20 protein-coding genes are annotated in these 23,223 nt (G+C 62.0%); 4 read left to right on the forward strand and 16 right to left on the reverse strand.

Annotated elements, in window-relative coordinates; translation table 11 throughout:
• Window positions 1-115: 115 nt before the first annotated feature.
• The 7 genes from BKP54_RS25195 to BKP54_RS25225 all read right to left on the reverse strand — a co-directional run bounded on the left by BKP54_RS25195 (window position 116) and on the right by BKP54_RS25225 (window position 6,872).
• Entirely contained in the window at window positions 116-1,396 is a 1,281-nt protein-coding gene (locus BKP54_RS25195) for a TRAP transporter large permease (RefSeq protein ID WP_025429916.1), read from the reverse strand.
• A complete protein-coding gene (locus BKP54_RS25200) occupies window positions 1,396-1,917 on the reverse strand; it encodes a TRAP transporter small permease (protein ID WP_025429917.1) in 522 nt (173 codons plus the stop codon). Before BKP54_RS25200 ends, BKP54_RS25195 begins: the two co-directional genes overlap by 1 nt.
• Window positions 1,918-2,088: 171 nt before the next feature.
• On the reverse strand, window positions 2,089-3,063 hold the full coding sequence (locus BKP54_RS25205; RefSeq protein WP_057206047.1) for a TRAP transporter substrate-binding protein: 975 nt from the start codon (window positions 3,061-3,063) through the stop codon (window positions 2,089-2,091).
• Between the two features lie 60 nt (window positions 3,064-3,123).
• Window positions 3,124-4,005: an amidohydrolase family protein gene (locus tag BKP54_RS25210; RefSeq protein WP_084815067.1), complete on the reverse strand. Its 882-nt coding sequence runs from the start codon at window positions 4,003-4,005 to the stop codon at window positions 3,124-3,126.
• 1 nt (window position 4,006) lies between these two features.
• Entirely contained in the window at window positions 4,007-5,143 is a 1,137-nt protein-coding gene (locus BKP54_RS25215) for a mandelate racemase/muconate lactonizing enzyme family protein (protein ID WP_084815068.1), read from the reverse strand.
• A gap of 1 nt (window position 5,144) precedes the next feature.
• On the reverse strand, window positions 5,145-6,050 hold the full coding sequence (gene kdgD, locus BKP54_RS25220; RefSeq protein WP_084815069.1) for a 5-dehydro-4-deoxyglucarate dehydratase: 906 nt from the start codon (window positions 6,048-6,050) through the stop codon (window positions 5,145-5,147).
• Window positions 6,051-6,119: 69 nt separating this feature from the next.
• Entirely contained in the window at window positions 6,120-6,872 is a 753-nt protein-coding gene (locus BKP54_RS25225; protein ID WP_057213267.1) for a FadR/GntR family transcriptional regulator, read from the reverse strand.
• A gap of 188 nt (window positions 6,873-7,060) precedes the next feature.
• Between BKP54_RS25225 and BKP54_RS25230 the strand changes: the two genes are divergently transcribed.
• A complete protein-coding gene (locus BKP54_RS25230; protein WP_057213265.1) occupies window positions 7,061-7,858 on the forward strand; it encodes an NAD(P)-dependent oxidoreductase in 798 nt (265 codons plus the stop codon).
• A gap of 175 nt (window positions 7,859-8,033) precedes the next feature.
• Here the strand turns inward: BKP54_RS25230 and BKP54_RS25235 are convergent, their stop codons facing one another.
• The 3 genes from BKP54_RS25235 to BKP54_RS25245 form a co-directional block, all read right to left on the reverse strand.
• On the reverse strand, window positions 8,034-8,825 hold the full coding sequence (locus BKP54_RS25235) for a LytTR family DNA-binding domain-containing protein (protein ID WP_051509268.1): 792 nt from the start codon (window positions 8,823-8,825) through the stop codon (window positions 8,034-8,036).
• Window positions 8,822-9,916 carry a histidine kinase gene (locus tag BKP54_RS25240; RefSeq protein ID WP_084815070.1) on the reverse strand — a complete coding sequence of 365 codons (1,095 nt, stop codon included), beginning with the start codon at window positions 9,914-9,916 and terminating at the stop codon, window positions 8,822-8,824. The genes BKP54_RS25235 and BKP54_RS25240 overlap by 4 nt, the downstream gene beginning before the upstream one ends.
• 162 nt (window positions 9,917-10,078) lie before the next feature.
• The gene (locus BKP54_RS25245; RefSeq protein ID WP_025429926.1) at window positions 10,079-11,173 is read right to left on the reverse strand and encodes a histidine kinase; all 1,095 of its coding nucleotides are present in this window, start codon (window positions 11,171-11,173) and stop codon (window positions 10,079-10,081) included.
• A gap of 251 nt (window positions 11,174-11,424) precedes the next feature.
• On the opposite strand from BKP54_RS25245, the gene BKP54_RS25250 reads away from it, so the two are divergent.
• Together BKP54_RS25250 and BKP54_RS25255 are read left to right on the forward strand one after the other, a co-directional pair.
• On the forward strand, window positions 11,425-14,529 hold the full coding sequence (locus BKP54_RS25250) for an autotransporter domain-containing protein (protein ID WP_158071723.1): 3,105 nt from the start codon (window positions 11,425-11,427) through the stop codon (window positions 14,527-14,529).
• On the forward strand, window positions 14,529-15,065 hold the full coding sequence (locus BKP54_RS25255) for an invasion associated locus B family protein (RefSeq protein ID WP_057206068.1): 537 nt from the start codon (window positions 14,529-14,531) through the stop codon (window positions 15,063-15,065). Before BKP54_RS25250 ends, BKP54_RS25255 begins: the two co-directional genes overlap by 1 nt.
• 61 nt (window positions 15,066-15,126) lie before the next feature.
• Here BKP54_RS25255 and BKP54_RS25260 read toward each other — a convergent pair whose 3' ends face one another.
• The 6 genes from BKP54_RS25260 to ytfQ all read right to left on the reverse strand — a co-directional run bounded on the left by BKP54_RS25260 (window position 15,127) and on the right by ytfQ (window position 21,976).
• Window positions 15,127-16,383, reverse strand: coding sequence for a GGDEF domain-containing protein (locus tag BKP54_RS25260; protein ID WP_128090490.1), 1,257 nt, complete (start codon window positions 16,381-16,383; stop codon window positions 15,127-15,129).
• Window positions 16,384-16,497: 114 nt separating this feature from the next.
• The gene (locus BKP54_RS25265) at window positions 16,498-17,241 is read right to left on the reverse strand and encodes a FadR/GntR family transcriptional regulator (protein ID WP_082557293.1); all 744 of its coding nucleotides are present in this window, start codon (window positions 17,239-17,241) and stop codon (window positions 16,498-16,500) included.
• Window positions 17,242-17,264: 23 nt separating this feature from the next.
• On the reverse strand, window positions 17,265-18,233 hold the full coding sequence (gene yjfF, locus BKP54_RS25270) for a galactofuranose ABC transporter, permease protein YjfF (RefSeq protein WP_057213257.1): 969 nt from the start codon (window positions 18,231-18,233) through the stop codon (window positions 17,265-17,267).
• Window positions 18,230-19,255, reverse strand: a complete 1,026-nt coding sequence (locus tag BKP54_RS25275; protein ID WP_084815072.1) for an ABC transporter permease — start codon at window positions 19,253-19,255, stop codon at window positions 18,230-18,232. Before BKP54_RS25275 ends, yjfF begins: the two co-directional genes overlap by 4 nt.
• The gene (gene ytfR, locus BKP54_RS25280) at window positions 19,252-20,772 is read right to left on the reverse strand and encodes a galactofuranose ABC transporter, ATP-binding protein YtfR (RefSeq protein ID WP_084815073.1); all 1,521 of its coding nucleotides are present in this window, start codon (window positions 20,770-20,772) and stop codon (window positions 19,252-19,254) included. The genes BKP54_RS25275 and ytfR overlap by 4 nt, the downstream gene beginning before the upstream one ends.
• Before the next feature lie 241 nt (window positions 20,773-21,013).
• The gene (ytfQ, locus tag BKP54_RS25285; RefSeq protein ID WP_084815074.1) at window positions 21,014-21,976 is read right to left on the reverse strand and encodes a galactofuranose ABC transporter, galactofuranose-binding protein YtfQ; all 963 of its coding nucleotides are present in this window, start codon (window positions 21,974-21,976) and stop codon (window positions 21,014-21,016) included.
• A 349-nt stretch (window positions 21,977-22,325) separates the two neighbouring features.
• Here ytfQ and BKP54_RS25295 point away from each other — a divergent pair, with 349 nt between their 5' ends.
• Window positions 22,326-23,168 (forward strand): inositol monophosphatase, encoded by an 843-nt coding sequence (locus BKP54_RS25295; RefSeq protein ID WP_107028381.1) that lies wholly within the window; start codon window positions 22,326-22,328, stop codon window positions 23,166-23,168.
• Window positions 23,169-23,223 lie beyond the last annotated feature (55 nt).

Below are 23,223 nucleotides of genomic sequence, written 5' to 3' on the forward strand. Positions count from 1 at the left end.
GAAATGATCTAACTCGTTGAAATAACGCAATTCCGGACGGAAAACCGTTTCACACTTTTCCTGGAATTGCTCTAGGCGCCGACGCATTGATCGCCGTGGCTTGAGAGCGCCTGCGCTATCGGAACAGGCTTGGCAGCCAGAGGGACAGGCCGGGGATGTAGGTGACGAGCATCAACACGGCGATGCTTGCGCCGAAGAACGGCCAGATGGTGCGCATCGCCTCGCGGATCGAAATGCCGCCGACGGCGCAGCCAACAAAGAGCACGGTGCCGACCGGCGGCGTGTTGAGGCCGATGCCGGCGTTGAGGATCATCACCACGCCGAAATGCACCGGGTCTATCCCGAACGCCTTGACGACAGGAAGAAGCACCGGTGTGCTGATGATCACCAGCGGCGCCATGTCCATGAACGTGCCAAGCAGCAGCAGAATGATGTTGATGAGCAAAAGCACGATAACAGGGTTGTCGGAGATCGCGCTGATCGCCGCGACCATTCCCTGCTGGACCTGCAGGAACGCCATCAGCCAGCCGAAGGAGGCGGCGGTGCCGATCACCAGCAGCACCATCGCGGTGGTGCGCACCGCCTGCAGCACCGCCTCGACGAAGCCGCTCCAATCGAGTTCGCGGTAGACGAGGATCGCAACGAGCAACGCATAGAACACGGCGATGCAAGAGCTTTCCGTTGCCGTGAAGATGCCGGAGCGCACGCCGCCGAAGATGATGCCGATCAGGAGCAGCCCTGGAAGCGAAGCCAGAAAGTAGAAGCCGAGGCGGCGCAGGCCAGGGAAGGGTTCCGACGGATATCCTTTCTTCCGCGCCACCACATAGGCTGTGACCATCAGGGCTGCAGCCAGAAGCAGACCGGGCAGGATACCGGCGGTAAAGAGATCGGCGACCGAGACGTTGCCGCCCGCTGCGATCGAATAGAGGATCATGTTGTGGGAGGGCGGGATCATCAATGCGATTATCGCCGCATTGACCGTGACGTTGACGGCGTAGCTGCGGTCATAGCCGCGCGCCGCCATCTGCGGGATCATCAACCCGCCGACGGCGGATGCGTCGGCGACGGCGGAGCCGGAAATGCCTCCGAACAGCGTCGAGGCGACGATATTGACCTGGCCTAGACCGCCGCGCAGATGCCCGACGATGCCGGCGGCAAAGCGGATCAGGCGGTCGGCGATGCCGCCGCGCACCATCAGGTCGCCGGCGAAGATGAAGAACGGGATCGCCATCATCGCAAAGACGTTCATGCCGGAGTTCATCTGCTGGAAGACGACGATCGGCGGCAGCCCCATGTAGATGACGGTGGCAAGCGACGCGATGCCAAGGCAAAAGGCGATCGGCATGCCGATCATCATCAGGAGCGTGAAGGTGCCGAAGAGAATGCTGTAGGCCACTATGCTGCCTCCTGAATGACGACATCGGCGACGGGCGCTTCGCCCAGCACAACGTCGGCAAGACGCTCCGCCGCAAACAGTGCGATCAGCAGGCCGCCTGCGATCATCGGGAAGAAATCGACGCCGCCCGGCCAGCCGAGCACGGGGATGGTCGCCGCCCAGGTGCCGGCGGCAAGCAGGGTCGAATAGAAGCTCATGGCCAGGCCAAAGAGCACGATCAGCGAAAGGCTGACGATATCCATCAGGCGCTGCGTCGCAGGCGATGCCGAATGGCGCACGAAATCGAGCCCGAGATGCACGCTCTCGCGCACGCCGACGGCCGCGCCGAGCAGGATGAACCAGGACATCAGATGCAGCGACAGGGGTTCCGACCAGCTGGGCGTGTCGTTGAGGACATAGCGGGCGAAGACCTGCCAGCCGACGATTGCCGTCATGGTGACGAGGCCGAGGCCTGAGATGTAAAGCGAGAGCCGGCTGAGCCGGGCTAGCACAGGCCTGACAGCCTGCAAGAAACGCCACATTGCCTTTATCCTCCGTTGGCTGCCGGCGAGTGGAGTGTCCAACCGATCGGGCCGGACACTCAGGCGTATCGGATGCCGCTAAAGCGCGTCGCGATCTCCAGGATTCGCTAAGCTCTTGATTTTTCGCATCTCGGCATCGCAAAACCGCTGCACACTTTTACGCAGCTTGCTCTAGTTGATGGCGCGGATCCGCTCGAGCAGGTCCTTCATCTGTGGGTCGGTGACGAAGCGATCGTAGACCGGCTTCATCGCCGCGGAGAATTCGGCCTTGTCGACGGTGATGACGTTGGCGCCGGCTGCACGAACCTTTTCCTCCGACGCCTTTTCCCGCGCCGTCCAGAGCTCACGCATCTTCACCACCGATTCCTTCGCCGATTCCTTCAGGACCTTCTGGTCGTCGGGCGAAAGCTTGTCCCAGCTCATCTTCGAGATCACCAGGATTTCCGGATTGAGGGAATGTTCGGTCAGAGTGTAGTTCTTGGCAACCTCGAAATGCCTGGAGGATTCGTAGGACGGCCAGTTGTTTTCCGCCGCATCGACGACACCGGTCTCAAGCGACGAATAGACCTCGCCGAAGGGCATCGGCGTGGCGTTCGCGCCGAACGCTTCCATCATTGCAATCCACAGGTCCGACTGCTGGACGCGAACCTTCATGCCCTTGAGATCGGCCAGCTTCTCGATCGGCTTCTTGGTGGAATAGAACGAGCGCGCGCCGGAATCGTAGAAGGCAAGTCCGATCAGGCCGTGCGGTTCGAAGGCGGCAAGCACTTCGTCGCCGATCGGCCCGTCGACGGTCTTGTGCATGTGCTCGGTCGAGCGGAACAGGAAGGGAAGCCCGAGCACGACGGTCTGCGGCACCAGGTTGTTGAAGGGTGCTGCATTGACGCGGTTCATGTCGATGACGCCGAAGCGCGTCTGCTCGATCGTGTCCTTTTCGCTACCAAGCGCTGCATTGTTGGTGACGTCGATCTTGATGCGGCCATTGGTGCGCTTGGCGACCAGTTCGCCCATGTATTTCACAGCCTCGACGGTCGGATAACCGTCCGGGTGGATGTCGGCCGAGCGCAGCGTGATTTCCTGCGCCTGCAGGGTGCCGGCGCTGAGGGCAACGCCCAGGGCCAGGCAAAGCGTTTTTGCGATGTTCATTTTGTCCTCCTCCTTCTTGTAGCGCCGAAGCCTCCTCGCTTCGGACGAATGCGGGTGGCTTCAGGCACCTCTGTCCGTGAATGGCTTCAAGCCAAAGAGCCGTTCAGGATTTTCGACGAGCACGCGATGACGGGCGCCGGCGTCCGGCAGCCAGCCCAGAACTGTGTCGGTCAGTTCGGCATCGTCGGGATAGTCGGCGTTGGTCTTTGCAAGGTTGTGTGGCCAGTTGCTGCCCCAGACCACGCGTTCGGGCGCATGCGCGACAACCGCGCGCGACAGTGCGGCGACGTCGGCAAAATCGGGGCCGCCGGTCTTTGAGGATTCGTAGACGCCGGCGAACTTGAACCAGCAGTTGCCGCCATCGATCAGCCGCTTGACCGCGGCGACTTCGGGTCCATCTGGTGCCGCGCCGGAGAAGAACTTGCCGTGATGGTCGAAAACCCAGCGGGATTTCAGTTTCTGCAGTCTTGGTTCGTGCTGAAGGATGTTGCTGCCGTCGAACTGGATGGCGACCATCCAGCCGCGGGCTGCCGCGCGGTCATCCACAGCTTCGAGTTCGTCAAGGCCGACGGCGCCGCCGGGCAGATCCATGATCCTTGCGCCGATCACGCCAGCATCCGACAGGGTATCCAGCTCACGCTCCGAAGTCTCCGCGCCGAAGGCGGCGACGCCGCGGGCCGAAGGCCCCATCGCGTTAAGGCAGGCAATCAGGTTTGTGTTGTCACGCTGATGGGCATTGCCCTGGGTGATGATGACCCTGTCTACACCGAGCCAGCGCATGAGCTTTCTGTATTGATCCGCATCCGGCAGGGCGCCGGCGGGAAGTGCGGGCCCGCCAGCAAGGGCGGGAAAGCCGGGCAGATACATATGCATCTGCGTGTCGACCGTGCCTTTTGGCAACGGGTTTTTGGGCGGGCGACCGGAGAGCGTTCTGACCAACATCTCAATCATCCCTCATCCGGAACTCGGCAAGCGCATCGCGGTCGATTTCGATGCCAAGTCCCGGACCACCGGGGATTTTGACGACCCCCTGGTCATGCTCGATCGGCGTCTTGATCACCGCCTGTCGGAACGGGTTTTCGGTGCGATCGAATTCGAGGATCGCCTCGATCGGGTTGACGCGCACCGGATTGGGCACCATCGCTGCCATGAACTGGAGGGCGGCGGCGATATGAACCGCCGTGCCCCAGACATGCGGGACGATGCGGACACCATGGAGCGCTGCCATATCGGCGACGCGCCGTGCCTCGGTGAACCCTCCGACGCCGGCAAGATCGGGCTGGAGAATGTCGACGGCGCGTGTCTCGACCGGTTCGCGCATCCCCCAGCGGCTATGCCAGGTTTCGCCGCCGGCGACCGGTATCGGCTGGCCGGCACGCACCTCGCGATAGGCACCGAGCTGTTCCGGCACCACCGGCTCCTCGAACCAGTCGATGTCCAACTCGGCAGCCTTGCGGCCAAACTCGAGCGCCTCAAGCACGTCGTAGCCGTGATTGGCATCGACCATCAGCCGCATGTCCGTGCCGACCGCTTCGCGCACGGCACGGACGACAGCAAGATCCTCGCGCACGCCAAACCCGATCTTGATCTTGCTGGCATGAAAGCCCTCAGCGCGATAGCGGGCGACTTCGGCGGCGTTGTCCTCGACCCGGTCGATGCCGTCGCGCTTGAAGCTTCCCGTCGCATAGGCCTTGACCGTTTCGCGGAAGCGGCCTCCGAGAAGCGTGGAAACCGGCACGCCGAAATGTTTGCCCTTGATGTCCCAAAGCGCGATGTCGATGCCTGACAGCGCGGTCAGCGCCAGGCCGCGCTGGCCCTGGTCGCGCAGCGCGTTGTAGAGCCGCGCCCAGATCTTTTCGGTTTCAAGTGGATCGGCGCCCGTAAGCCAAGGGGTATAGGCGGCGACCACGGCGGCGTTGGGTCTTGCTGGGCCAAGGCATTCGCCCCAGCCGGTGGTGCCGTCGTCGCAGACGATCTCCACCAGCACATGGGCCCGCCGGTCGAAGCGCATCGACGCGCTCTCGAACGGCACCGCAAGGCGGTGTTCCAGCAGATGCGTGCGGACGGCTGTGATTTTCATCCTAGCGTTTCCAGGGCGCAATAAGCGTTGCGAGCATGTCTTCTTCCTGCGCCGTCAGGTCGTCGAGCGGCGGCCGCACGCGGCCCGCATCAAAACCCTGCAGCCGGACGCCGGCCTTGATCGCGGCGACGGCATAGCCCTTGCGGCGGTTGCGGATGACCATGAAGGGGTAGAAGAAATCACGCAGGATCTCTTCGCAGCGTGCCCGATTGCCAGCGCGCAACGCCTTGTAGAACTCGACGGCGAGCCCCGGCACGAAATTGAAGACGGCGGACGAGTAGGTGGTGAAACCCGCTCCGAGATAGGCTTCGGCGAAGAGTTCGGCCGTTGGCATGCCGCCGAGATAGGTGAGCCGGTCGCCCATCGTCGCGGTGATCTGGCGGATGAGGCCGATATCGCCCGTCCCATCCTTGAAGCCGATGAGGTTGGGGCATTCGTCGCACAGACGCTTCAGCGTATCGACTGTCAGCACCGAGTTGTCGCGGTTATAGACCATGACGCCGATGCCGACGGACTGGCAGATCTCTCTCACATGAACGAAGAGCCCCTCCTGCGGCGCGTCGATCAAGTAATGCGGCAGAAGCAGGATGCCATCAGCGCCGGATTTTTCGACGGCGCGCGCCAGCTCGACGCCGATCTCGGTGCCGAAGCCGCATCCCGAAACAATGGCGGTTTTGCCGGCAGCTTCTTTAGCGGCGGCGACGATGCCCGGTATTTCCTTAGGCGAAAGCGAAAAGAACTCGCCGGTCCCGCCGGCGGCAAACAGCACTGGGGCATCGAAGCCGGACAGCCATTCGACATGGCGACGGTAGCTCTCGGGATGGAACTTTCGCTCGGCATTAAAATGCGTCACGGGAAACGACAACAGACCGGCGCCGAGCGCGGCCTTGATCTCTTGCGGCGTCATACTCGATTTCCTCTGCCTGCCTCCTCCGGCAAAGTTGTCGTACATGTATGATGAGATTGTGTCAATGAGTTATCGTACAGGTGAGCGCTGTTCGCGAAGCAGTGTCCGGTAGCGGGCCTGGCTGCCGCGCAGATGGCGTCGCATCGCCTCGCGCGCGCCCTCTTCGTCGCCGTTGGATATGGCGACAACGATGTCGTTGTGTTCGTTGTCGAGCATGGCGATATAGGCTGATTGGTCCTGTTCGCTGTCGTCGTTGCGCAGTGCACCGCGCGGGATGACGTTTCTGCCGATCATCGCCAGGAACTCGCGGAAGCGCGGATTGTTGGTGGCCTCGGCTATGGCGAGATGCAGGGCGAAGTCGGCTTCGACGCTGGAGATGCCGGCGTTGAGGCAGGCGCGTACCGCATCGTGTCTTTCGATGATCACCTCTTCCTGAGCGGGCGACCGGCGAAGCGCTGCAAGCCCTGCGGCTTCTACCTCCACGGCGGTTCGCAACTCCAGCAGTTCGATCATGGAAGATACGCGCGCCGGGTCGATATGATGCAGGGAAAGCGGTATGGGTCCGGCGGCGGGTGGGGGCTCGAGAACGAAGACACCCGCGCCCTGACGCGCCTCGACCAGCCGGTCTGCCCGAAGTGCGGCGATCGCCTCGCGCACGACTGTGCGGCTGACGCCATGAGCCTCGGAGAGCTGCGCCTCGCTCGGCAACTTGCTGCCCGGCGGAAACTGACCCGCAGTGATCGCCCGCCGCAACGTGTCGCCGAGCCTCGACGTCAACGTGCCTGTTCCGGTGCCCGGCTCCAGCTTCGTTTGAACGCTCATCTCGTCTCCTTCTCGTGGTCGTTTGTCCGCCTGTCGGTACGTTTTGTCCAGCCTGTGTGCCACATCAATCGGCTTGTGGCATCACATGTCCGATTTATTGACGTGACAACATCAACCTGTATGATGAGTTGAGTTTAAATGCAATGCATGGATACCGGCTGCAGGGCGCCGGTTACGGAGGACGGGACTTGAAGCGACTGTTGATCACGGGTGCGGCGGGGGCACTGGGTCGCGCCATGCGGGGGCGCGTGGCTCACCTGGCCGAGATCGTGCGTCTCTCGGATATTGCCGATCTAGGCACGGCGGCACCGCATGAGGAGATCATGCCCTGCGATCTCGGCGATGCGGCCGCTGTGCATCGGCTGGTCGAGGGCTGCGACGCCATTCTTCATCTCGGTGGCATCTCGGTCGAGGACAAGTTCTCCAAGATCCTCAATGCCAACCTGCTGGGTCTCTACAATCTCTACGAGGCCGCACGGGCGCACGGTCAGCCGCGCATTCTTTTTGCCAGCTCCAACCACACAGTCGGCTTCTACCGGCAGGACGAGCACGTGGAGGCGGATGCGCCGATGCGCCCTGATGGCCTCTATGGCGTGTCGAAATGTTTCGGCGAGGCGTTGGCCCGGATGTATTTTGAGAAATTCGGCCAGGAGACGGCGCTTGTTCGGATCGGCAGCTGCATGGAAAAGCCGACCAACCACCGCATGCTGTCGACCTGGATGTCCTATGACGATTTTGCCGCGCTGATCGCTTGCGCGTTCCGGGCGCCGATGCTCGGATGCCCCATCCTCTGGGGCATCTCGGACAATGACAGCCGCTGGTGGGACAATTCGCACGCCGCCTATCTGGGCTGGCGGCCGCGGGATAATGCCGAGCGCTTCCGCGCCGAACTCGAAGTTTCGCCTGGCCGGCCGGAGGCCTCGTCGCCGCTTGCCGTCTATCAGGGCGGAATGTTCACGCAGGACCCGATTTTTACCGAAGACTAGCAGGTTGGGGATGTTAGCCTGACCTTTGCCATCGGCGACAGTGCGCCGTTGGATGCTGCGGCCGGCCGGCGTCCTAGAGCAATTCCAGGAAAAGTGTGAAACGGTTTTCCGTCCGGAATTGCGCTATTTCAACGAGCTAGATCATTTCACTGTTTCGATGAAACAGTGAAATGATCTAGCGCTCTGTGGAGAGGGGACGCACCTGCTTTACGTAGGTTCGCCCGACGCGGATTTCGCTTCCGTCCGACAGAAGCGCGATCAAGGCGGCGAAGGGCGCCTGCCGCAAGCCGACGATGCAATGGCGCCGAACGATCGAGCTTCGGTGGAGCCGGAGAAACTCAGCCGGGTCCAGCCGGCCTGCGAGTGAAGCCAGGCTCTCGTGGTGCAGGTAGGATTTGTTCTCGGTGTGGATGCGGACGTAGTCGCGCTCCGCCTGGAACCGCACCACGCGATCGAGCGCGATGCGAATGAACTCGCCTCTTGCCTTCACCCAGATATCGGCGACCTGCGCCTCCTGCTTGCGAAGCGCCTGCCGGAGCGCCCGCACGGTTTCGTTGAGTTCCAGCACGCGTTCGGCGCTTGTTCGTGCCGCAATCGCCATGCGGGCCCGATCAATCGCAGTTCGTAGACGATTGGGCTCGATCGGTTTGGTGACATAGTCGACCGCGGCGGCCTCGAAGGCGCGAAGGGCATAGTGATCGAAGGCGGTCACGAAAACGACGGCAGGTGCGTTGTTGCCCAACCGTTCCAAAATGTCGAAGCCGGTGCCGCCGGGCATCTGGATGTCGAGCAGGATCACGTCCGGCAAAAGTTCGGCGACGAGAACGCAGGCCTGCTGCACATTGCCGGCCGTCCCGACGATCTTGATCCCGGGCATGGCCCCGAGCAGGCGTATAAGCCGGCGACGCGCCAGGGGCTCGTCATCGATGACGAGGATCGACAGGGGCTCTATCTGGATTTCGTTCATGCGAGCCTCAGGGGCATTGTGATTGCTGCTCTGAAACGCTTGGGCGTTACAAGGCCGGATACACAGGCGCCGACGCCTGGAAAGCGCGCCTGCACCCGATCGGCGACATTCTTGAGACCGATCCCGGTGCCGGAAGACTGGCGTCGCCCGCCCCCGGTCTCCGGCGCGATATCGTTTTCGACGGCGATCTCGAGCGCATGGCCGACCTTGGCCGCGCTGATGACGATCTCAACCTGATCAGGAGAGCGGCCGACGCCGTGTTTCACGGCGTTCTCGATCAAGGGCTGCAGGATCAGACTTGGCACCAGAGCCTCTTCCAGGCCATTGGCGATGTCCATCCGCAGCTTCATCCGGTCGGAGTAACGCTCGCCTTCGATATGCAGATATCCGGTTTGCAGGGCGAGTTCATCCGCAAGCCGCACGTCGTGCAGCGGGTCGAGCTCCAACGTCGTGCGCAGAAAGTTCGAAAGCGACATCACCATGCGGGTCGCTGCAATGGTCTGCCCTTCCTCGATCAGGCCGGTGATGGAGTTCAGCGTATTGAACAGAAAGTGCGGATTGACCTGGTATCGGAGCGCACGCATTTGCGCGGCCAGTGCTTCCTCCCGCGAGATCGCCAGGCGCCGATCGCGCTCACGCAGCTCGAAGCTGTAGAGCAGCGCGACGAAGAAGAACGACCACCCCACGAACGTCGCCATGCTGTAGACGAGCGTGTAACCGGTATTCGTCCAGTCGACCGTGATCGGGTCGGGACGCACGAATAAAACATAGAGCAGGAAGTCGATGCCGGTATTGGCAAAGGCGGCAATGAGAGAGGTGGAGAATCCAACGACGATCTTGGTGGCTATATGCCGGTGCCTGACCCGAAACATCGCCGCCGCGATACCGTAGGAAAGAACCATGCCACAGGACATCAGCAGCAATTTGCCGGGGGCAGACACGATCGGATCGGTTCCGAGTATGCCCCACAGGATACTGCTGATGAGAAATTCCACGAACCAATAGAGAAAACCGAGCCAGAGCGTCGTGCGCCGAACGCTGCCGATATAGGCGCTTTCGTCCGGCGATTTTGTTTCGTCCTTGGGTTTCATGCCATTTTTATCGTTCAACCGGCCGCCAATGTCGATTGCCGTTCGTCGGCGAAATCAAGCCGTTTGCAGAAAGTCCCGACCTTTCGGGCGCTGCTATTTGCCGCTTGCGGAATGCAAACCCCGTTGCTTTTGCCGGCCTGCCGCTCCGCGGAGGCCTTAGCGTCATGCCAGCCTCAAGGGCATGGTGATCGCCGCCCGAAAGCGGTGCGGTGCGACAAGACCGGAAATGAAGGCCCCCATCTCCGGAAATCGGGCCCTGATGCGGTCGGCGACATTCTTGAGGCCTGTACCCGTTCCCGGAGGCTTTTTGGTCGCGCATTGCGGTTCGATCGTCAGGTCGTTTTCGACGGAAAGCTCGAGGGTTTCACCGTGACGTGCCGCGCTGATCAGGATTTCGACCGCGCCGGCCGAACTGCCGACGCCGTGTTTCACCGCATTCTCGATCAGCGGCTGGAGAATGAGGCTCGGCACGAGCGCCTGCTCCAGGCCGGGTGCGATGTCGAGCTTCAGTCGCATGCGGTCCGAGAAGCGCTCGCCCTCGATGTTGAGATAGCCGATCTGCAGCGCCAGCTCGTCGGCGAGACAGACGTCCTGCATTGGGTCGAGTTCGAGCGTCGTGCGCAGGAAGGAGGAGAGCGAAAGCACCATGCGGCCCGCCGCCGTCGAAGCACCTTCCTCGATCAGCCCGGCGATCGAATTCAAGGTGTTGAACAGGAAGTGCGGGTTGACCTGGTAGCGCAGCGCCCGCATCTGCGCCGTTAACGCTTCTTCTCGCGTCAAGGCCAGGCGCCGTTCGCGTTCGCGCAACTCAAAATTGGAGAGAAGCGCAATGTAGAAGAAGGCCCATCCGTGGAACAGCGCCACGCAATAGATGACGGTATAGGCGACGTTGGTCCAGTTGACGTCGGCCGGATCGCCATGCGCGATAAGAAAGTGGCAAGCGAGGTCGACGCCGGCGTTGATCACTGCCGCGACGAGCGACAAGGCGGAGCCGACCAGGAGCTTGAAGAGAATGGAACGCTCCCTGCACCTGAAGAGCGTGGCTGCCATCGCATAGGACATCAGCGTGCCGTTCAACACCAGGATCAAGGTGATCGGCGCAACTTCTATTGGGTCATATCCGAGGACTGCCCATAGTACGCTGGTGATGACGCCCTGCATGAATTGATAGAGGAAGCCGTAGGAAAGGGTCGCACGGCGAACACCTGCGGTATACTGAGTCTCTTCCGGCGAAGCCGTGTCATCTCCTCGTGCCATGTGGGTTTATCCCTCAAGCCGAGATGGTTGTCGATTGCCGTTCGTCGGCGAAATCGAGCCGTTCGCAGAAAGCCCCAACCTTTGGGCGCTGCAATTTGCCGTTTGCAGAAAGCAGAATTCTCCCCTTTCCCCGGCTTGCTATAGCGCCCGATGACCCGCCGCCCCCTGGCTCGTATTCGCCTGGGGGTTGTGCGCTGACGAACGCAAATGAAAAGGGGCAGACATTGAATACCTGTGTGAAGGCGGACGTTTTGAGGATCAACCTTCTGAGCTCGACTGCGCTTGGACGCGCCGGTCTTGTCTCGATCATGCTGGCGGCCGTGCCGTTCGTCCCGTCGCCGGCGAAGGCGGCCGGATTGCTCGTTCCAAACGACACGACCTGGACCACCGACCAGACGATCAACGGCAATCTCGTGATCCGCGGCGGTCCCAGTGGCGCTACTCTGACGATCAAGGACGGCGCCTCCGTCGAAAGCAAGGGCGGCTACATCGCTGACGGCAAGGGCTCGGTCGGAACGGTCGTCGTTTCCGGTCCCGGCTCGACCTGGGATATCGTCGATCCAGATCCGCGCGGCTACCGCGTGCTTTTCGTCGGGGGTTTCGAGGGCGGCATCTACGGCGGCAAGGGCACGCTGATCGTCGAGAATGGCGGCAAAGTCTCGGCGAAGGAGACCTACATCGGTGCCTTGCAGGAAGGCGACGGAACGCTCGTGGTTCGCGGTGCCGGATCCATGCTCAGCACCGATTTTCTGGGCGTCGCCTTCGGCGCACTGACGCTCAACACTGGCGCGGTCAGGATCGAGGACGGTGGCGTCATCAACTCCAACAAGGCCATTTTCGAGAACGGCACGGTTCTGGTGAGCGGCGAGAATTCGCGCTGGATCAACGCCGGCGACTTTACGATCGGCGACAGCTTCACGATCGAGAAGGGCGCCGTGGTCTCGACCAACACCGCGACCCTCCGGGAGGATGAGAGCGTCGACACCATTCAAGTGTCTGTCGACGGCGCTGGCAGCGAGTTCAAGGTCAATGACAAGCTGACGATTGGCGAGGCCGGAGACGTCAACCTTTCGGTCGCCAACGGCGCAAAGCTGTCAGCGGGCGGTGGTATCGTCCTTTCTGGCGTCGGTGGTGCGATCCGGGAAGGCATGGGCAGTCTTTCGATCGGCGGCAAGGTCGATATGGATCGTGTCGGCGGTCCGATCGCTCGGCAGGCGCAGGCGGCCGGCACGGTCGATCCCTCCTCGAAGATCGATTTCGGCCCAAGGAAGGGGCACGTCAATTTCAACCACACGAACACTGGCTATGAATTTGCCAACACGATCGGTGGCCAAGGGTCGATCAACAATTTCTCGGGCGAAACGGTCGTGAGCGGCGACCTGACGAAGTTCCACGGCAAGGTGAACGTCTCCGGCGGTAAGCTGGTTCTCAAGAGCAACCTCGACACAATCGATAACGACGCGGACACGGGCCCCTTGGACTACAGCACGACCCGGTTCGACGTGAAGGATGGAACCCTGATCGTCGATGGCGAAGCGGGAAGAGTGCAGACAACTTTTCTTGACGGAAAGACCTACACCAATTCCGTCGTCGTCTGGGGGGAAACGCTGAACCGCATTGGCAATCCGGCCTCGACGGCTTTCGGCCGCCTTGGCGGATCCGGCACTATTGGCACCACCGCGGTCGACAAGAGAGCGGTCATTGCACCGGGAAACAATTCGACCGGCACGCTGACGATCATGGGGCAACTGGAAATGAGCGACGGCTCGATCTACGAGGCCGACATCGCCGGCGACGGTCGCTCCGACAGGATCGCCGTCAAGGGCCTGCAGAACGGCGTGCGGGGCGATGGCGTCGCGACGATCGGCAATGGCGTCAATGTCGAGGTGACCGCGCTCGATGCCAATACCAGCTACCAGAACGGCCACACCTATACCATTCTGACCGCGGAAAACGGTGTCGACGGTCAGTTTGCCCAGGCGATTTCGAAGTCCGCCTTTCTCGATGTCACGCTGGAGCAGAAGGACAAGCAGGTCGATCTCAAGATCGCGATCAAGGATACGGGTACACCTAATCCTGGTAATCCCAATCCTGGCAACCCGAACCCCGGTAATCCAAATCCCGGCAACCCGAACCCTGGCAATCCCAACCCTGGAAACCCGAACCCGGGCACGCCGGGCACGTCGGCCAAGTTCGAACGCGTGGCCATCAGCGGCAATCAGAGGAACACGGCGCTCGCCCTCAACACGCTTGCGCAGAGCGGGCCATCGCTTGCGCTCTACAACATTCTCCTGAGGCTCGACGCCGCCAATGCGCGTGGTGCCTTCGACCGCCTGTCCGGCGAGGTTCATGCTTCGGCACAGACAGCGCTGATCAATGACAGCAGCTTGCTGCGCAACGCGGCGAACGACCGCATTCGCGACGCTTTCGGCGACGTTGCTGCTGCGAATGTCCCGGTTCTGGCCTACGGGCCGGAGGACAAGATCACGACCGGTGCAGTCGCCGCGATCGACGCGGTCGCCGTCCCGCCGCCGCCAATGGTCGGCTGGGGACAGGTTTTCGGCTCCTGGACCAACACCGATGGCAACGGCAATACCGGCCAACTCGATCAGTCGACGGGTGGCTTCATCACCGGCTTCGATGCGGCGGTCTCGGACAATGCGTTGGTTGGCATCATGGCCGGCTACAGCCGGACGAATTTCGACGTCGACAGCCGTGCTTCGAGCGGCGACAGCGACAACTACCATCTCGGCGTCTACGGTGGCGGCCGTTGGGGCGATGTCGCGTTGCGGTCCGGCCTTGCCTATACCTGGCATTCGATCGAGACGGAGAGAGCGGTCGTCTTCCCAGGTTTCCGGGACGCGTTGAAGGCCGACTATGATGCCGGCACATTCCAGGCGTTCGGCGAAGTCGGATACCGTATCGACCTGCCGAGCGTAGCGCTCGAGCCCTTCGCGAACCTCGCCTATGTCAGCCTTCACACCGACGGTTTCACTGAGAGTGGTGCTGCGGCGGCTCTGTCGAGCAGGAGCAACACGACCGATACGACCTTCACGACGCTCGGTCTTCGTGCGTCGGCCCCTCTCAGTCTGGGGGCCACCAATGCCAAGGTGCGCGGCATGCTTGGTTGGCAACACGCCTTTGGCGATACGACGCCTTTCTCGACGATGGCTTTCGGCACGGGCAGTGCCTTCTCGGTTGCCGGTACGCCGATCGCCGAGGATGCGGCGATCATCGAGGCCGGCATTGATTTCGCGCTGACCGACACTGCGAGCCTCGGCATCACCTACACCGGCCAGTTCGGCTCAGGCACGACGCAGAATGCCGTCGATGCCAAGCTTGATGTGCGCTTCTGATGCGGCTTTTACGCTGGATCACCGCAACGTTGATGGCGACGATCGTCGCCACCAACCCGCTCTATGCGCAGGAGGCGCCGAAGGACGCGACGGCCCCCTCTTCGCTCGCCGAGACCTACGACGACTGGAGCGTCGCCTGCGCGGTGACAGACGGCAATCGCAGGTGTGTTCTTTCGCAGCGCCAGGTTCACCAGAGCGGACAGCGCGTGCTGACGCTGGAACTTGAACCGGTCGACGGCGCTGGCCTCCAGGGACAGCTCGCGCTGCCTTTCGGTCTCTACCTGGACAAGGGCGTCTCTCTTGGGGTCGATGATGCCACGGGTAGCAAACCCTCGCGGTTTCGAACCTGCATGCCGGTCGGATGCATCGTCGCGCTGACGTTCAATGAGGAGACGATCAAGCTGCTGCGTGGCGGCAAGGTGCTGAAGCTCGTCGCCTTTGCCAGCGACACCGAGAAGGAGGTCAGTTTCTCGATCTCGCTCAAGGGGTTTGCAACCGCGCTCGACCGCACCATTGCCTTGATGCAGAAGGCTTGAGGCGAGGCGTGTTGCCGGCGGCTGCTTGCGCCTCAGTTGCCGGTACGACGATAGCGACGGCTCAGGCGCAGTTAGCCATCGGACCTCTCTCGGTCCTCCCCGGGGAAGGCGCTCTCTCGTTCGGTTGGGCCGCCAGCCCCGATGCGAACTGGGGAGCGCTGTCCTTGCCGGCGATCCAGACCGCGTTTCGCCCTGCCGCCTTTGCCGCATAGAGCGCTCGATCGGCGGAAGACAGAAGCTCGCTTGCCTCCTGTTGCCTTGCGACAAAGGCAACACCGACGCTGACGGTCGCCGAAAGCGTCGTGTTTCCGGCCCTGACCCGCGCCTGCTCGAAGGCACTGCGGATGTCCTCGGCGATGGCTGCGGCCTGCGATCGGTCGACCCCGGGGAAGCAGGCCGCAAACTCTTCGCCGCCCATGCGCGAGAGGAAGCCCTTGCCGCCAACGGCTTGCGAGATGACCGCCGCGCACTCGATGAGCACCTTGTCGCCGACAGCGTGTCCATGGCGATCGTTGATCGCCTTGAAGTGGTCGATGTCCATGTACATCAACGCTCCATCATCGGGTCTTGTCGCCAGATAGGCGTCGACGCTCGCCATGAAAGCGCGCCGGTTCTGCACACCGGTGAGGGCGTCGGTTTCCGACGCCAGCTTGTATCTGTACTGCGTTCTTTCTTTGATCAGCGCGAAGAACGAGAACCCGCCCGCAAGACTGTGGATGAAGAGTTCGAAGGTCAGCAGCTGATACCATATCGGCTGTTCGGCGCCCGACGCCGTGTTGCCGAAAAGCGGCCAGACGAAGATCAGCGGGATGCGCACGAGATAGAACAGGCCATGCGTGGCGAAGAGAAATGCGACGATGTAAGAGCTTGGAAGCCTGCGGAAATTGTCGGAGCGGAAAATCTCGACCGCGATCATCGCCGAATAGACGAAGATCAGCGCGGAAAACAGCACGATCCTGCTGGTGACATTGTTCTGGACATAATCGGAAAAACCGGTGACCAGCAACCACAACACCGGCCCGGCCAATGCGGACGCGATCTTCAGCGGTTGATTGTCGAAGGCGCGCAGGCCGAGCCAGATGAGCGCCAAGCCCAGAACCGTCAGGGCGTTGCCCAGCGTCACCGGGACGAAGGAATAACCCGGACCTCGGAAGGCAAGCAGGGTAAATCCAAGTGCGGCGACCAGAAATGCGCAGGACCACAGCCTCAGTTCCAGGCTGTTGCGCTCCTGGCGTGACGCGAGTGCGAAGAAGACTGCAAAGACCACCAACGTCGCGAAGGAGCTGATCATGATCGTCGGGGTATGTAGCGCTTCCACCGTCAACTCCTGGATTCTGCGGGACGTTATGCGCCAGAATCTTAAAGGTTTCGCAAATGGGGCGGCGACGAGTAAGCAGGGGTCGGGGACACCGAACTCGGTATCCCCTGCGCGCTATGATGACCTGGTTTGTCGCATCGTCAGGTCCGATATCAGCCGCTGTTGGCCAGCCCGGATCACGTCTTCCATCGCATGTCGTGCGCCTTCGGCGTCACCGCGGCGAATTTCCTCGACGATGCGGATATGGGTCACGGCGACGCGGTCGATTTCGCTGCGGTCGGCGGAAGGATTGGTGAGTTTGAAGACGCCGATCAGTGCCGCCTCGATCAGGCTGCCGACCGTGCGCATGAACGGGTTGAGGGACGCTTCGAGCAGATGCAGGTGGAATTCGAGGTCGGCATGGGCCAGCGTTTCGGCGCTGTGGTCTTCATTGCCCATGGCAACGGCGAGCCGCATCATCTGGGCGATGTCGGCGTCGGTGGCGCGCTCAGCCGCAAGCGCTGCCGCAAAGGGTTCGAGCGCCAGCCTGATTTCGCTCAGGTGATTCAAAAACTCCTCGTCGACGCCAACGCTGAAATGCCAGGAAAGCACGTCGCTGTCGAACAGGTTCCAATGCGCCCGCGGCATGACCCGCGTCCCGATGCGCGCGCGCGGGAACACCAGACCTTTGGCCGCGAGCGTCTTCATTGCCTCGCGCAGCACGGTGCGCGACACCTTGAAGCGTGCCGCCAGCTCGACGTCACCAGGCAGAATATCGCCGGCTAAGAACTCTCCGCCGACCACCGCGCGCCCGAGCTCGTCCACGACATGGCCGTGGCTTGAGCGTTTCACAGGTTGCTTTGCGAAGGTTCCTGGCAGCATGAGGTGCACCCATGCCCTTCCTAGACGTGCCGCTGTTCGTTGCGGGACACGTATACGATGCCCTTCTGCATGAGGATGAAGACGAACAGCAACAGGCCGATCAGGATCTTCGTCCACCAGCTGGAAAGCGAGCCGTCGAAGGTGATGTAGGTCTGGATCAAGCCCTGGATGAGGATACCGATGAAGGTCCCGGCAACAAAGCCGGAGCCGCCGGTCAAAAGCGTGCCGCCGATCACCACCGCAGTGATCGCATCGAGTTCGACGCCGACGGCCGCAAGCGAGTAGCCGGCCGAGGTGTAAAGCGAGAACACGATGCCGGAAAGGCCCGCGAGCAAACCTGACAATGCGTAGATCATGATGGTGGTGCGTCCGACCGGTACGCCCATCAGCTTGGCGGTGGCGGTGCCGCCGCCGAGGGCATAGACGTCGGTGCCGAAGCGGGTGCGGTGGGCAATGAGGATGCCGATGGCAAAGACGAGCAGCATCAGCCCACCGATGAGCGTGATCCTGCCGCCGCCGGGAAGCTTGTAATAAAAACCCTTCAACGTGCTGTAGAACGGATGCTTGATGGCGATGGAATCGATCGACAGCACGAAGGCCATGCCGCGGGCCAGAAACATGCCGGCGAGCGTGACGATGAAGGCCGGCATCTCCAGATAGTGGATGATGGCGCCCATTACCGCTCCGAAGAACGTCGTGATCAACAGCACCATGGCGAAGACGGCGAGCGGATGGGCGCCGCTATTCTCCAGCACGACGGCCAGGAACACACCGGTGAAGGCGATCACCGAGCCGATCGAAAGGTCGATGCCGCCGGACAGGATCACGAAGGTCATGCCGACGGCGGCGATGCCGAGGAAGGCGTTGTCGGTCAGCAGGTTGCCGATGACCCGCGTCGACAGGATGTTGGGATACTGCGCCACGCAAAGCGCATAGCTCAAGACGAAGATGACGATGGTTGCGGTCAGCGGCAGGTATTTGGGTTTCATCGCGCTTGCCGCTCCGTCGGTTTTCTGCTGGCGCGCAGAAGCGCGACAAAGGTGAAGGCGTTTCGAACCGGTGGCGACTGCAGCACGAGAATGAAGACGATGATCGCCGCCTTGATGATCAGGTTGAATTCCGGCGGAAAGCCGGAAAGCAGGATGCCGGTGTTGATCGACTGGATGATGATGGCGCCGAGCACGGAGGCGGCGATGCTGAAGCGGCCGCCGAGAAGCGAGGTGCCGCCGATGACGACGGCAAGAATGGCGTCGAGTTCGAGCCAGAGCCCGGCATTGTTGGCGTCGGCGCCCTTGATGTCGGCGGCGGCGATAATGCCGGCAATCGCGGCACAAAGGCCTGATAGCATATAGGCAGCGATCAGCAGCACCGGCGTCAGCACACCGGATAGCGTGCTTGCCTGGCGGTTGACGCCGATCGCCTCGATCAGCATGCCAAGCGCCGTCTTTCGCACGATCAGCGCTACCAGGATGCCGAAGATCAGCCAGATGATCACGGGCAGGGGCAGCCAAGCGAATGAGCCGCTGCCAAGAAAAATCAGCCCCTCATCGTTGAAGGTGAGGATCGCGCCTTCGGTGACGAGCTGAGCGATGCCGCGCCCGGCGACCATCAGAACCAGCGTTGCGATGATGGGCTGGATATCGAGAATGGCGACGAGGATACCGTTCCAGAGACCGCAGAGAATGCCGGTGCCAAGGGTGATCAGAAGCGTCATCGCCAGCGAGTGGCCCGACGTGATCGACGAGGCGGCGACTGCCCCGCAGATCGCCATCACGGCGCCGACAGAAAGATCGATGCCCTTGGTGGCGATAACGACGGTCATGCCGATCGCGAGCAGAACCACAGGGGCGCCGCGGTTGAGGATGTCGATGAGACTGCCATAGAGGCGGCCGTTCTGGATTTCGAGGCGGAAGAAGCTCGGGAACACGAAGGATACCATCAGGAGAATGACCGCCAGCGCTATCAGCTGCGGTAGGAGCCTGATCGCATAGCCCCTAAGTATTGCTGTCATGCCGCTCCCCGTTCATTCGCCGATGCGATGGCCTCGATGATCTGGTCCGCCGTGATCCGATCGCCTTCGAGCGAGGCGACGTGCTGGCGGTCGCGCAGCACCACGATGCGCGTGCTGTAGGCAACGAGTTCCTCGATCTCCGACGATATGACCATCAGCGACATGCCTTTCTCGCGCAGACCCTCGATGAGCCGGACGATCTCGGCATGCGCGCCAACGTCGATGCCGCGCGTCGGCTCGTCGAGGATCAGGAATTCGGGTTCCGTTGCTAGCCAACGGGCAAGAATGGCTTTCTGCTGGTTGCCGCCGGAAAGCAGTCGGATCGGCTTTTCGCGATCGGCCGTGCGGATGTCGAGCGCCCTGATATAGTGGTCCGCCAGGCGGTTCTGCTCGGTACGGGAGATCGGACGGGTCCAGCCGCGTCGCGCCTGAAGGGCGAGCACGATGTTTTCGCGCACCGAGAGATCTCCGACGATGCCCGCGGTCTTGCGGTCCTCGGGGCAGAAGCCGAACCGTCGCGCGATCGCCTGGCGCGGCGACGATAGCTGGACGGTCTTGCCGTCGACTTCAGCCGTGCCGCTGTCGGCGCGATGGGCACCAAAGAGGATCTCGGCCGTCTCCGTGCGGCCGGAGCCGAGAAGCCCGGCAATGCCGACAACTTCGCCCGCCCTCACATCGAGGTCGAAGGGGGAGACGTGGCCCTTGCGGCCAAAATTGCGGAAGCGATAGCGCACCGATCCGGTGAGATCCGCTCCTTCGCGCGCAGAGCGGATTTCCGCTGCAAGCTCGCGGCCGATCATCATCGAAATCAGGTCGCGCCGCTCGAGTGACGCCGTGTCTCGGGTGCCAACCAGCTGGCCGTTGCGAAGCACAGTGATGCGGTCGGAGATTTCGTACACCTGTTCGAGGAAATGGGTGATGAAGACAATGCCGAGGCCACGCGCCTTCAGTCGCCGGATGATGCGAAACAGTATCTCGACTTCGTGGGCGTCGAGACTTGCCGTCGGCTCGTCGAGGATCAGCACCTTGCCGGAGAGATCGACGGCGCGGGCGATCGCGACGACCTGCTGTATGGCGACGGAATAGCTGTCGAGCGCGCGGGTGACGTCGAGGTCGAGCTCGTAGTTTTCAAGCAGTGCGCGCGCCTGACGGTTCATGGCGCGGACATCGACGAAACCCAACCGGCGCGGCTGTCGGCCGAGGAAAAGGTTTTCCGCTACCGTCAGGTTCGGCAGCAGGTTGACCTCCTGATAGACGGTGCCGATGCCGAGCTTCTGCGCATTGAACGTATCGCGCGGATCGATCTCGACGCCGTCGAGCAGGATCATGCCCCCGTCGCGCCGGTACGCGCCGGTGAGGCATTTGACCAGCGTCGACTTGCCGGCGCCGTTCTCGCCGAGAAGCGCATGGACCTCGCCTCTGCGCAAATGAAAGTCAACCTTGTCCAGGGCTCTCGCACCGGGAAAGACCTTGTCGATCCGGGTCGCCGAAAGCAGGTTGTCGCCGATGGTCTGCATGATCCCTCCCTGACTGGAACGCGGCGCACTCAGTCGAGCACGCCGCATTACTTCAGTGTTCCGAAAATCAGCATGCTTCACCTCGATCCTCGTGCTCGAGCGAAGCATGCCGACCGGACATCGAGCCCGCGGCGACAACGAGGCGGGCGAGCCCGTTCCGTCGTCCAACTCCGCAGTATCGATCGTCTGGCTTGTGACAACAGGCGCCGACGGTTCGCGTCGACGCCGGTCGCGCCTGGGATCAGTAACCGAGACCCTTCTTCGCTTCGTAGATCTTCATCGGATCGTCGGCCTGGGTGTAGAGCTTCGATTCCGTCTGGATCCACTTCGGCGGCTTTGTTCCGTCCTTCTGGAACGCGGCGAGCGCGTCGAAAGCGGGGCCTGCCATGTTCGGGGTCAGTTCGACGGTGGCGTTGGCTTCGCCCGCGGCCATCGCCTGGAAGATATCCGGCACGGCATCGATCGAAACGACGAGGATGTCGCTGCCCGGCTTCAGGCCGGCTTCCTTGATCGCCTGGATGGCGCCGACCGCCATATCGTCGTTGTGGGCGTAGAGCGCGCAGATATTCTTGCCGCCGTCTTCGGCCTTGAGGAAGCTTTCCATGACTTCCTTGCCCTTTGTGCGGGTGAAGTCGCCGGTCTGGCTGCGGACGATCTTCAGGTTGTCGTGGCCGGAAAGCGCCTGCTCGAAGCCCTTCTTGCGATCGATCGCCGGTGAAGACCCTGTCGTGCCCTGGAGTTCGACGATGTTGCACGGCTTGCCGGCAACCGTGTCGGTAAGCCATTTGCCGGCGACATTGCCTTCATGCACGAGGTCAGACGTGACGGCGGTCATGTACAGCTCGTCGGACGCATCGACGGTTCGGTCGAGCAGGATGACGGGGATTTCCGCGTCCTTGGCTTCCTCGAGAACCTCGTCCCAACCGGTGGCGACGACGGGGGCAAGCAGGATGGCGTTGACACCCTGGGCGATGAACGAGCGTAGCGCCTTGATCTGGTTTTCCTGTTTCTGCTGGGCATCGGCGAATTTCAGGTCGATGCCGCGCTCTTCAGCCTGCTGCTTCGTCAGCGTCGTCTCTGCAGCGCGCCAGCCGGACTCCGAGCCGATCTGCGAAAAACCGACAACGAGATCTGCGGCAGATGCGCTGCCAAACGTGCAGGCAGCAAGGATCGTTGCACTCGCGAGTGCTTTGGCGAATTTCATGATTTCCTCCCAAAGAAAGCTGCTCTCCTCGCAGCAGTTTCAAAAAATCATATAATAATACTTTTGTAAACTCACCTTTGAGGACAAGCGCCGAGGGCGCGCATCGGATGCGCCTCGCCGGCATCGTTCCGGGCCGTGCGACGCGGCGGCTCGCTTCCGGCTCGCATTCGCCGCACGGTCAAGAGGATCGAAGACAGCCGCCGATATCGCCTGCATCCCGCCTGCATTGTTCGAAACCGTTCGTTGGCGGCGAGCAGGGCATTCGTCGCACGAGCTGGTCCAGAATGAGGCTTGTCACCATTGAACGCGTGTGCAAAGATGCTCGCGTGTGCAAAGGAGTCGTGCCCGAATGAACCTGGAAAGACCATTCTATTCGAACGATCTTGAGGGTCGGGCGAGCCTTTGCCGAGACATTATCCTGTCGGCCGGAGCGCTTGTGCTCCGTGGCTTTGAAGACAGCGCGACGCGCGCCTTCTCGATGAAGGGGCCGCAGGACTTTCTGACCGAGACGGATGCCGCCTCCGAGGCGCATATCCGCAAGGCGATCGCCGAGCACTTTCCTGACGACGCCTTCTTCGGCGAGGAGGGCGGCGGATCGATCAGTAATCGTCTCTGGGTGGTCGATCCGGTCGACGGCACCGCCAATTTTGCCCGCAGCATCCCGCATTTCTGCATCTCGATCGCCTATATCGAGGATGGTCGGGCGGAGATCGGCGCCATCTACAATCCCGCACTGGATGAGCTCTACTTCGCCCGGCGCGGTTCAGGCGCGACCCGCAACGGTCAGCCGATCGCCGTCGCCGCCACCACGGCGTTTGAGACGGCGTCGGTGGAAATGGGCTGGTCCGGCCGCGTGTCGAACGAGATTTATCTCGAAACGATCCGCGATCTGCTGGCGCTCGGCACCAATGTCCGCAGGGCAGGCTCGGGCGCGCTGGCGCTTGCCTATGTCGCTGACGGTCGTTCGGATGCCTATATCGAACTGCACATGAACTCCTGGGACTGCGTGGCGGGATTGCTGCTTGTCGCCGAGGCCGGCGGTGATGTCTGTCCCTTCATGGAGATCGGTAGCCTTCGCGGCGGCGGGCCGGTTCTGGCATCCGCGCCAGGCATCGCCGGTGGGATAAGCCGGGCATCGCGGATACCGATCGCCTCGGCAGGCGACGTCGTTGCCGAACTGCAGCTCGCCTGAGCGGCTCTGCCAAGGGCGCCGACAATGCGAATTCTGGGTGGCATGCCTTTCGGCG

This window comes from Ensifer sp. 1H6, from assembly GCF_001976035.1.
GTDB classification, from domain to species: Bacteria; Pseudomonadota; Alphaproteobacteria; order Rhizobiales; family Rhizobiaceae; genus Ensifer; species Ensifer canadensis.

Bases quoted from the DNA above. Each gene is read 5' to 3' on its own strand.
- BKP54_RS25200 (WP_025429917.1), bottom strand. From the start codon at position 1,917: ATGTGGCGTTTCTTGCAGGCTGTCAGGCCTGTGCTAGCCCGGCTCAGC.
- BKP54_RS25205 (WP_057206047.1), bottom strand. From the start codon at position 3,063: ATGAACATCGCAAAAACGCTTTGCCTGGCCCTGGGCGTTGCCCTCAGC.
- BKP54_RS25210 (WP_084815067.1), bottom strand. From the start codon at position 4,005: ATGTTGGTCAGAACGCTCTCCGGTCGCCCGCCCAAAAACCCGTTGCCA.
- BKP54_RS25215 (WP_084815068.1), bottom strand. From the start codon at position 5,143: ATGAAAATCACAGCCGTCCGCACGCATCTGCTGGAACACCGCCTTGCG.
- kdgD (WP_084815069.1), bottom strand. From the start codon at position 6,050: ATGACGCCGCAAGAGATCAAGGCCGCGCTCGGCGCCGGTCTGTTGTCG.
- BKP54_RS25225 (WP_057213267.1), bottom strand. From the start codon at position 6,872: ATGAGCGTTCAAACGAAGCTGGAGCCGGGCACCGGAACAGGCACGTTG.
- BKP54_RS25235 (WP_051509268.1), bottom strand. From the start codon at position 8,825: ATGAACGAAATCCAGATAGAGCCCCTGTCGATCCTCGTCATCGATGAC.
- BKP54_RS25240 (WP_084815070.1), bottom strand. From the start codon at position 9,916: ATGAAACCCAAGGACGAAACAAAATCGCCGGACGAAAGCGCCTATATC.
- BKP54_RS25245 (WP_025429926.1), bottom strand. From the start codon at position 11,173: ATGGCACGAGGAGATGACACGGCTTCGCCGGAAGAGACTCAGTATACC.
- BKP54_RS25255 (WP_057206068.1), top strand. From the start codon at position 14,529: ATGCGGCTTTTACGCTGGATCACCGCAACGTTGATGGCGACGATCGTC.
- yjfF (WP_057213257.1), bottom strand. From the start codon at position 18,233: ATGAAACCCAAATACCTGCCGCTGACCGCAACCATCGTCATCTTCGTC.
- BKP54_RS25275 (WP_084815072.1), bottom strand. From the start codon at position 19,255: ATGACAGCAATACTTAGGGGCTATGCGATCAGGCTCCTACCGCAGCTG.
- ytfR (WP_084815073.1), bottom strand. From the start codon at position 20,772: ATGCAGACCATCGGCGACAACCTGCTTTCGGCGACCCGGATCGACAAG.
- ytfQ (WP_084815074.1), bottom strand. From the start codon at position 21,976: ATGAAATTCGCCAAAGCACTCGCGAGTGCAACGATCCTTGCTGCCTGC.
- BKP54_RS25295 (WP_107028381.1), top strand. From the start codon at position 22,326: ATGAACCTGGAAAGACCATTCTATTCGAACGATCTTGAGGGTCGGGCG.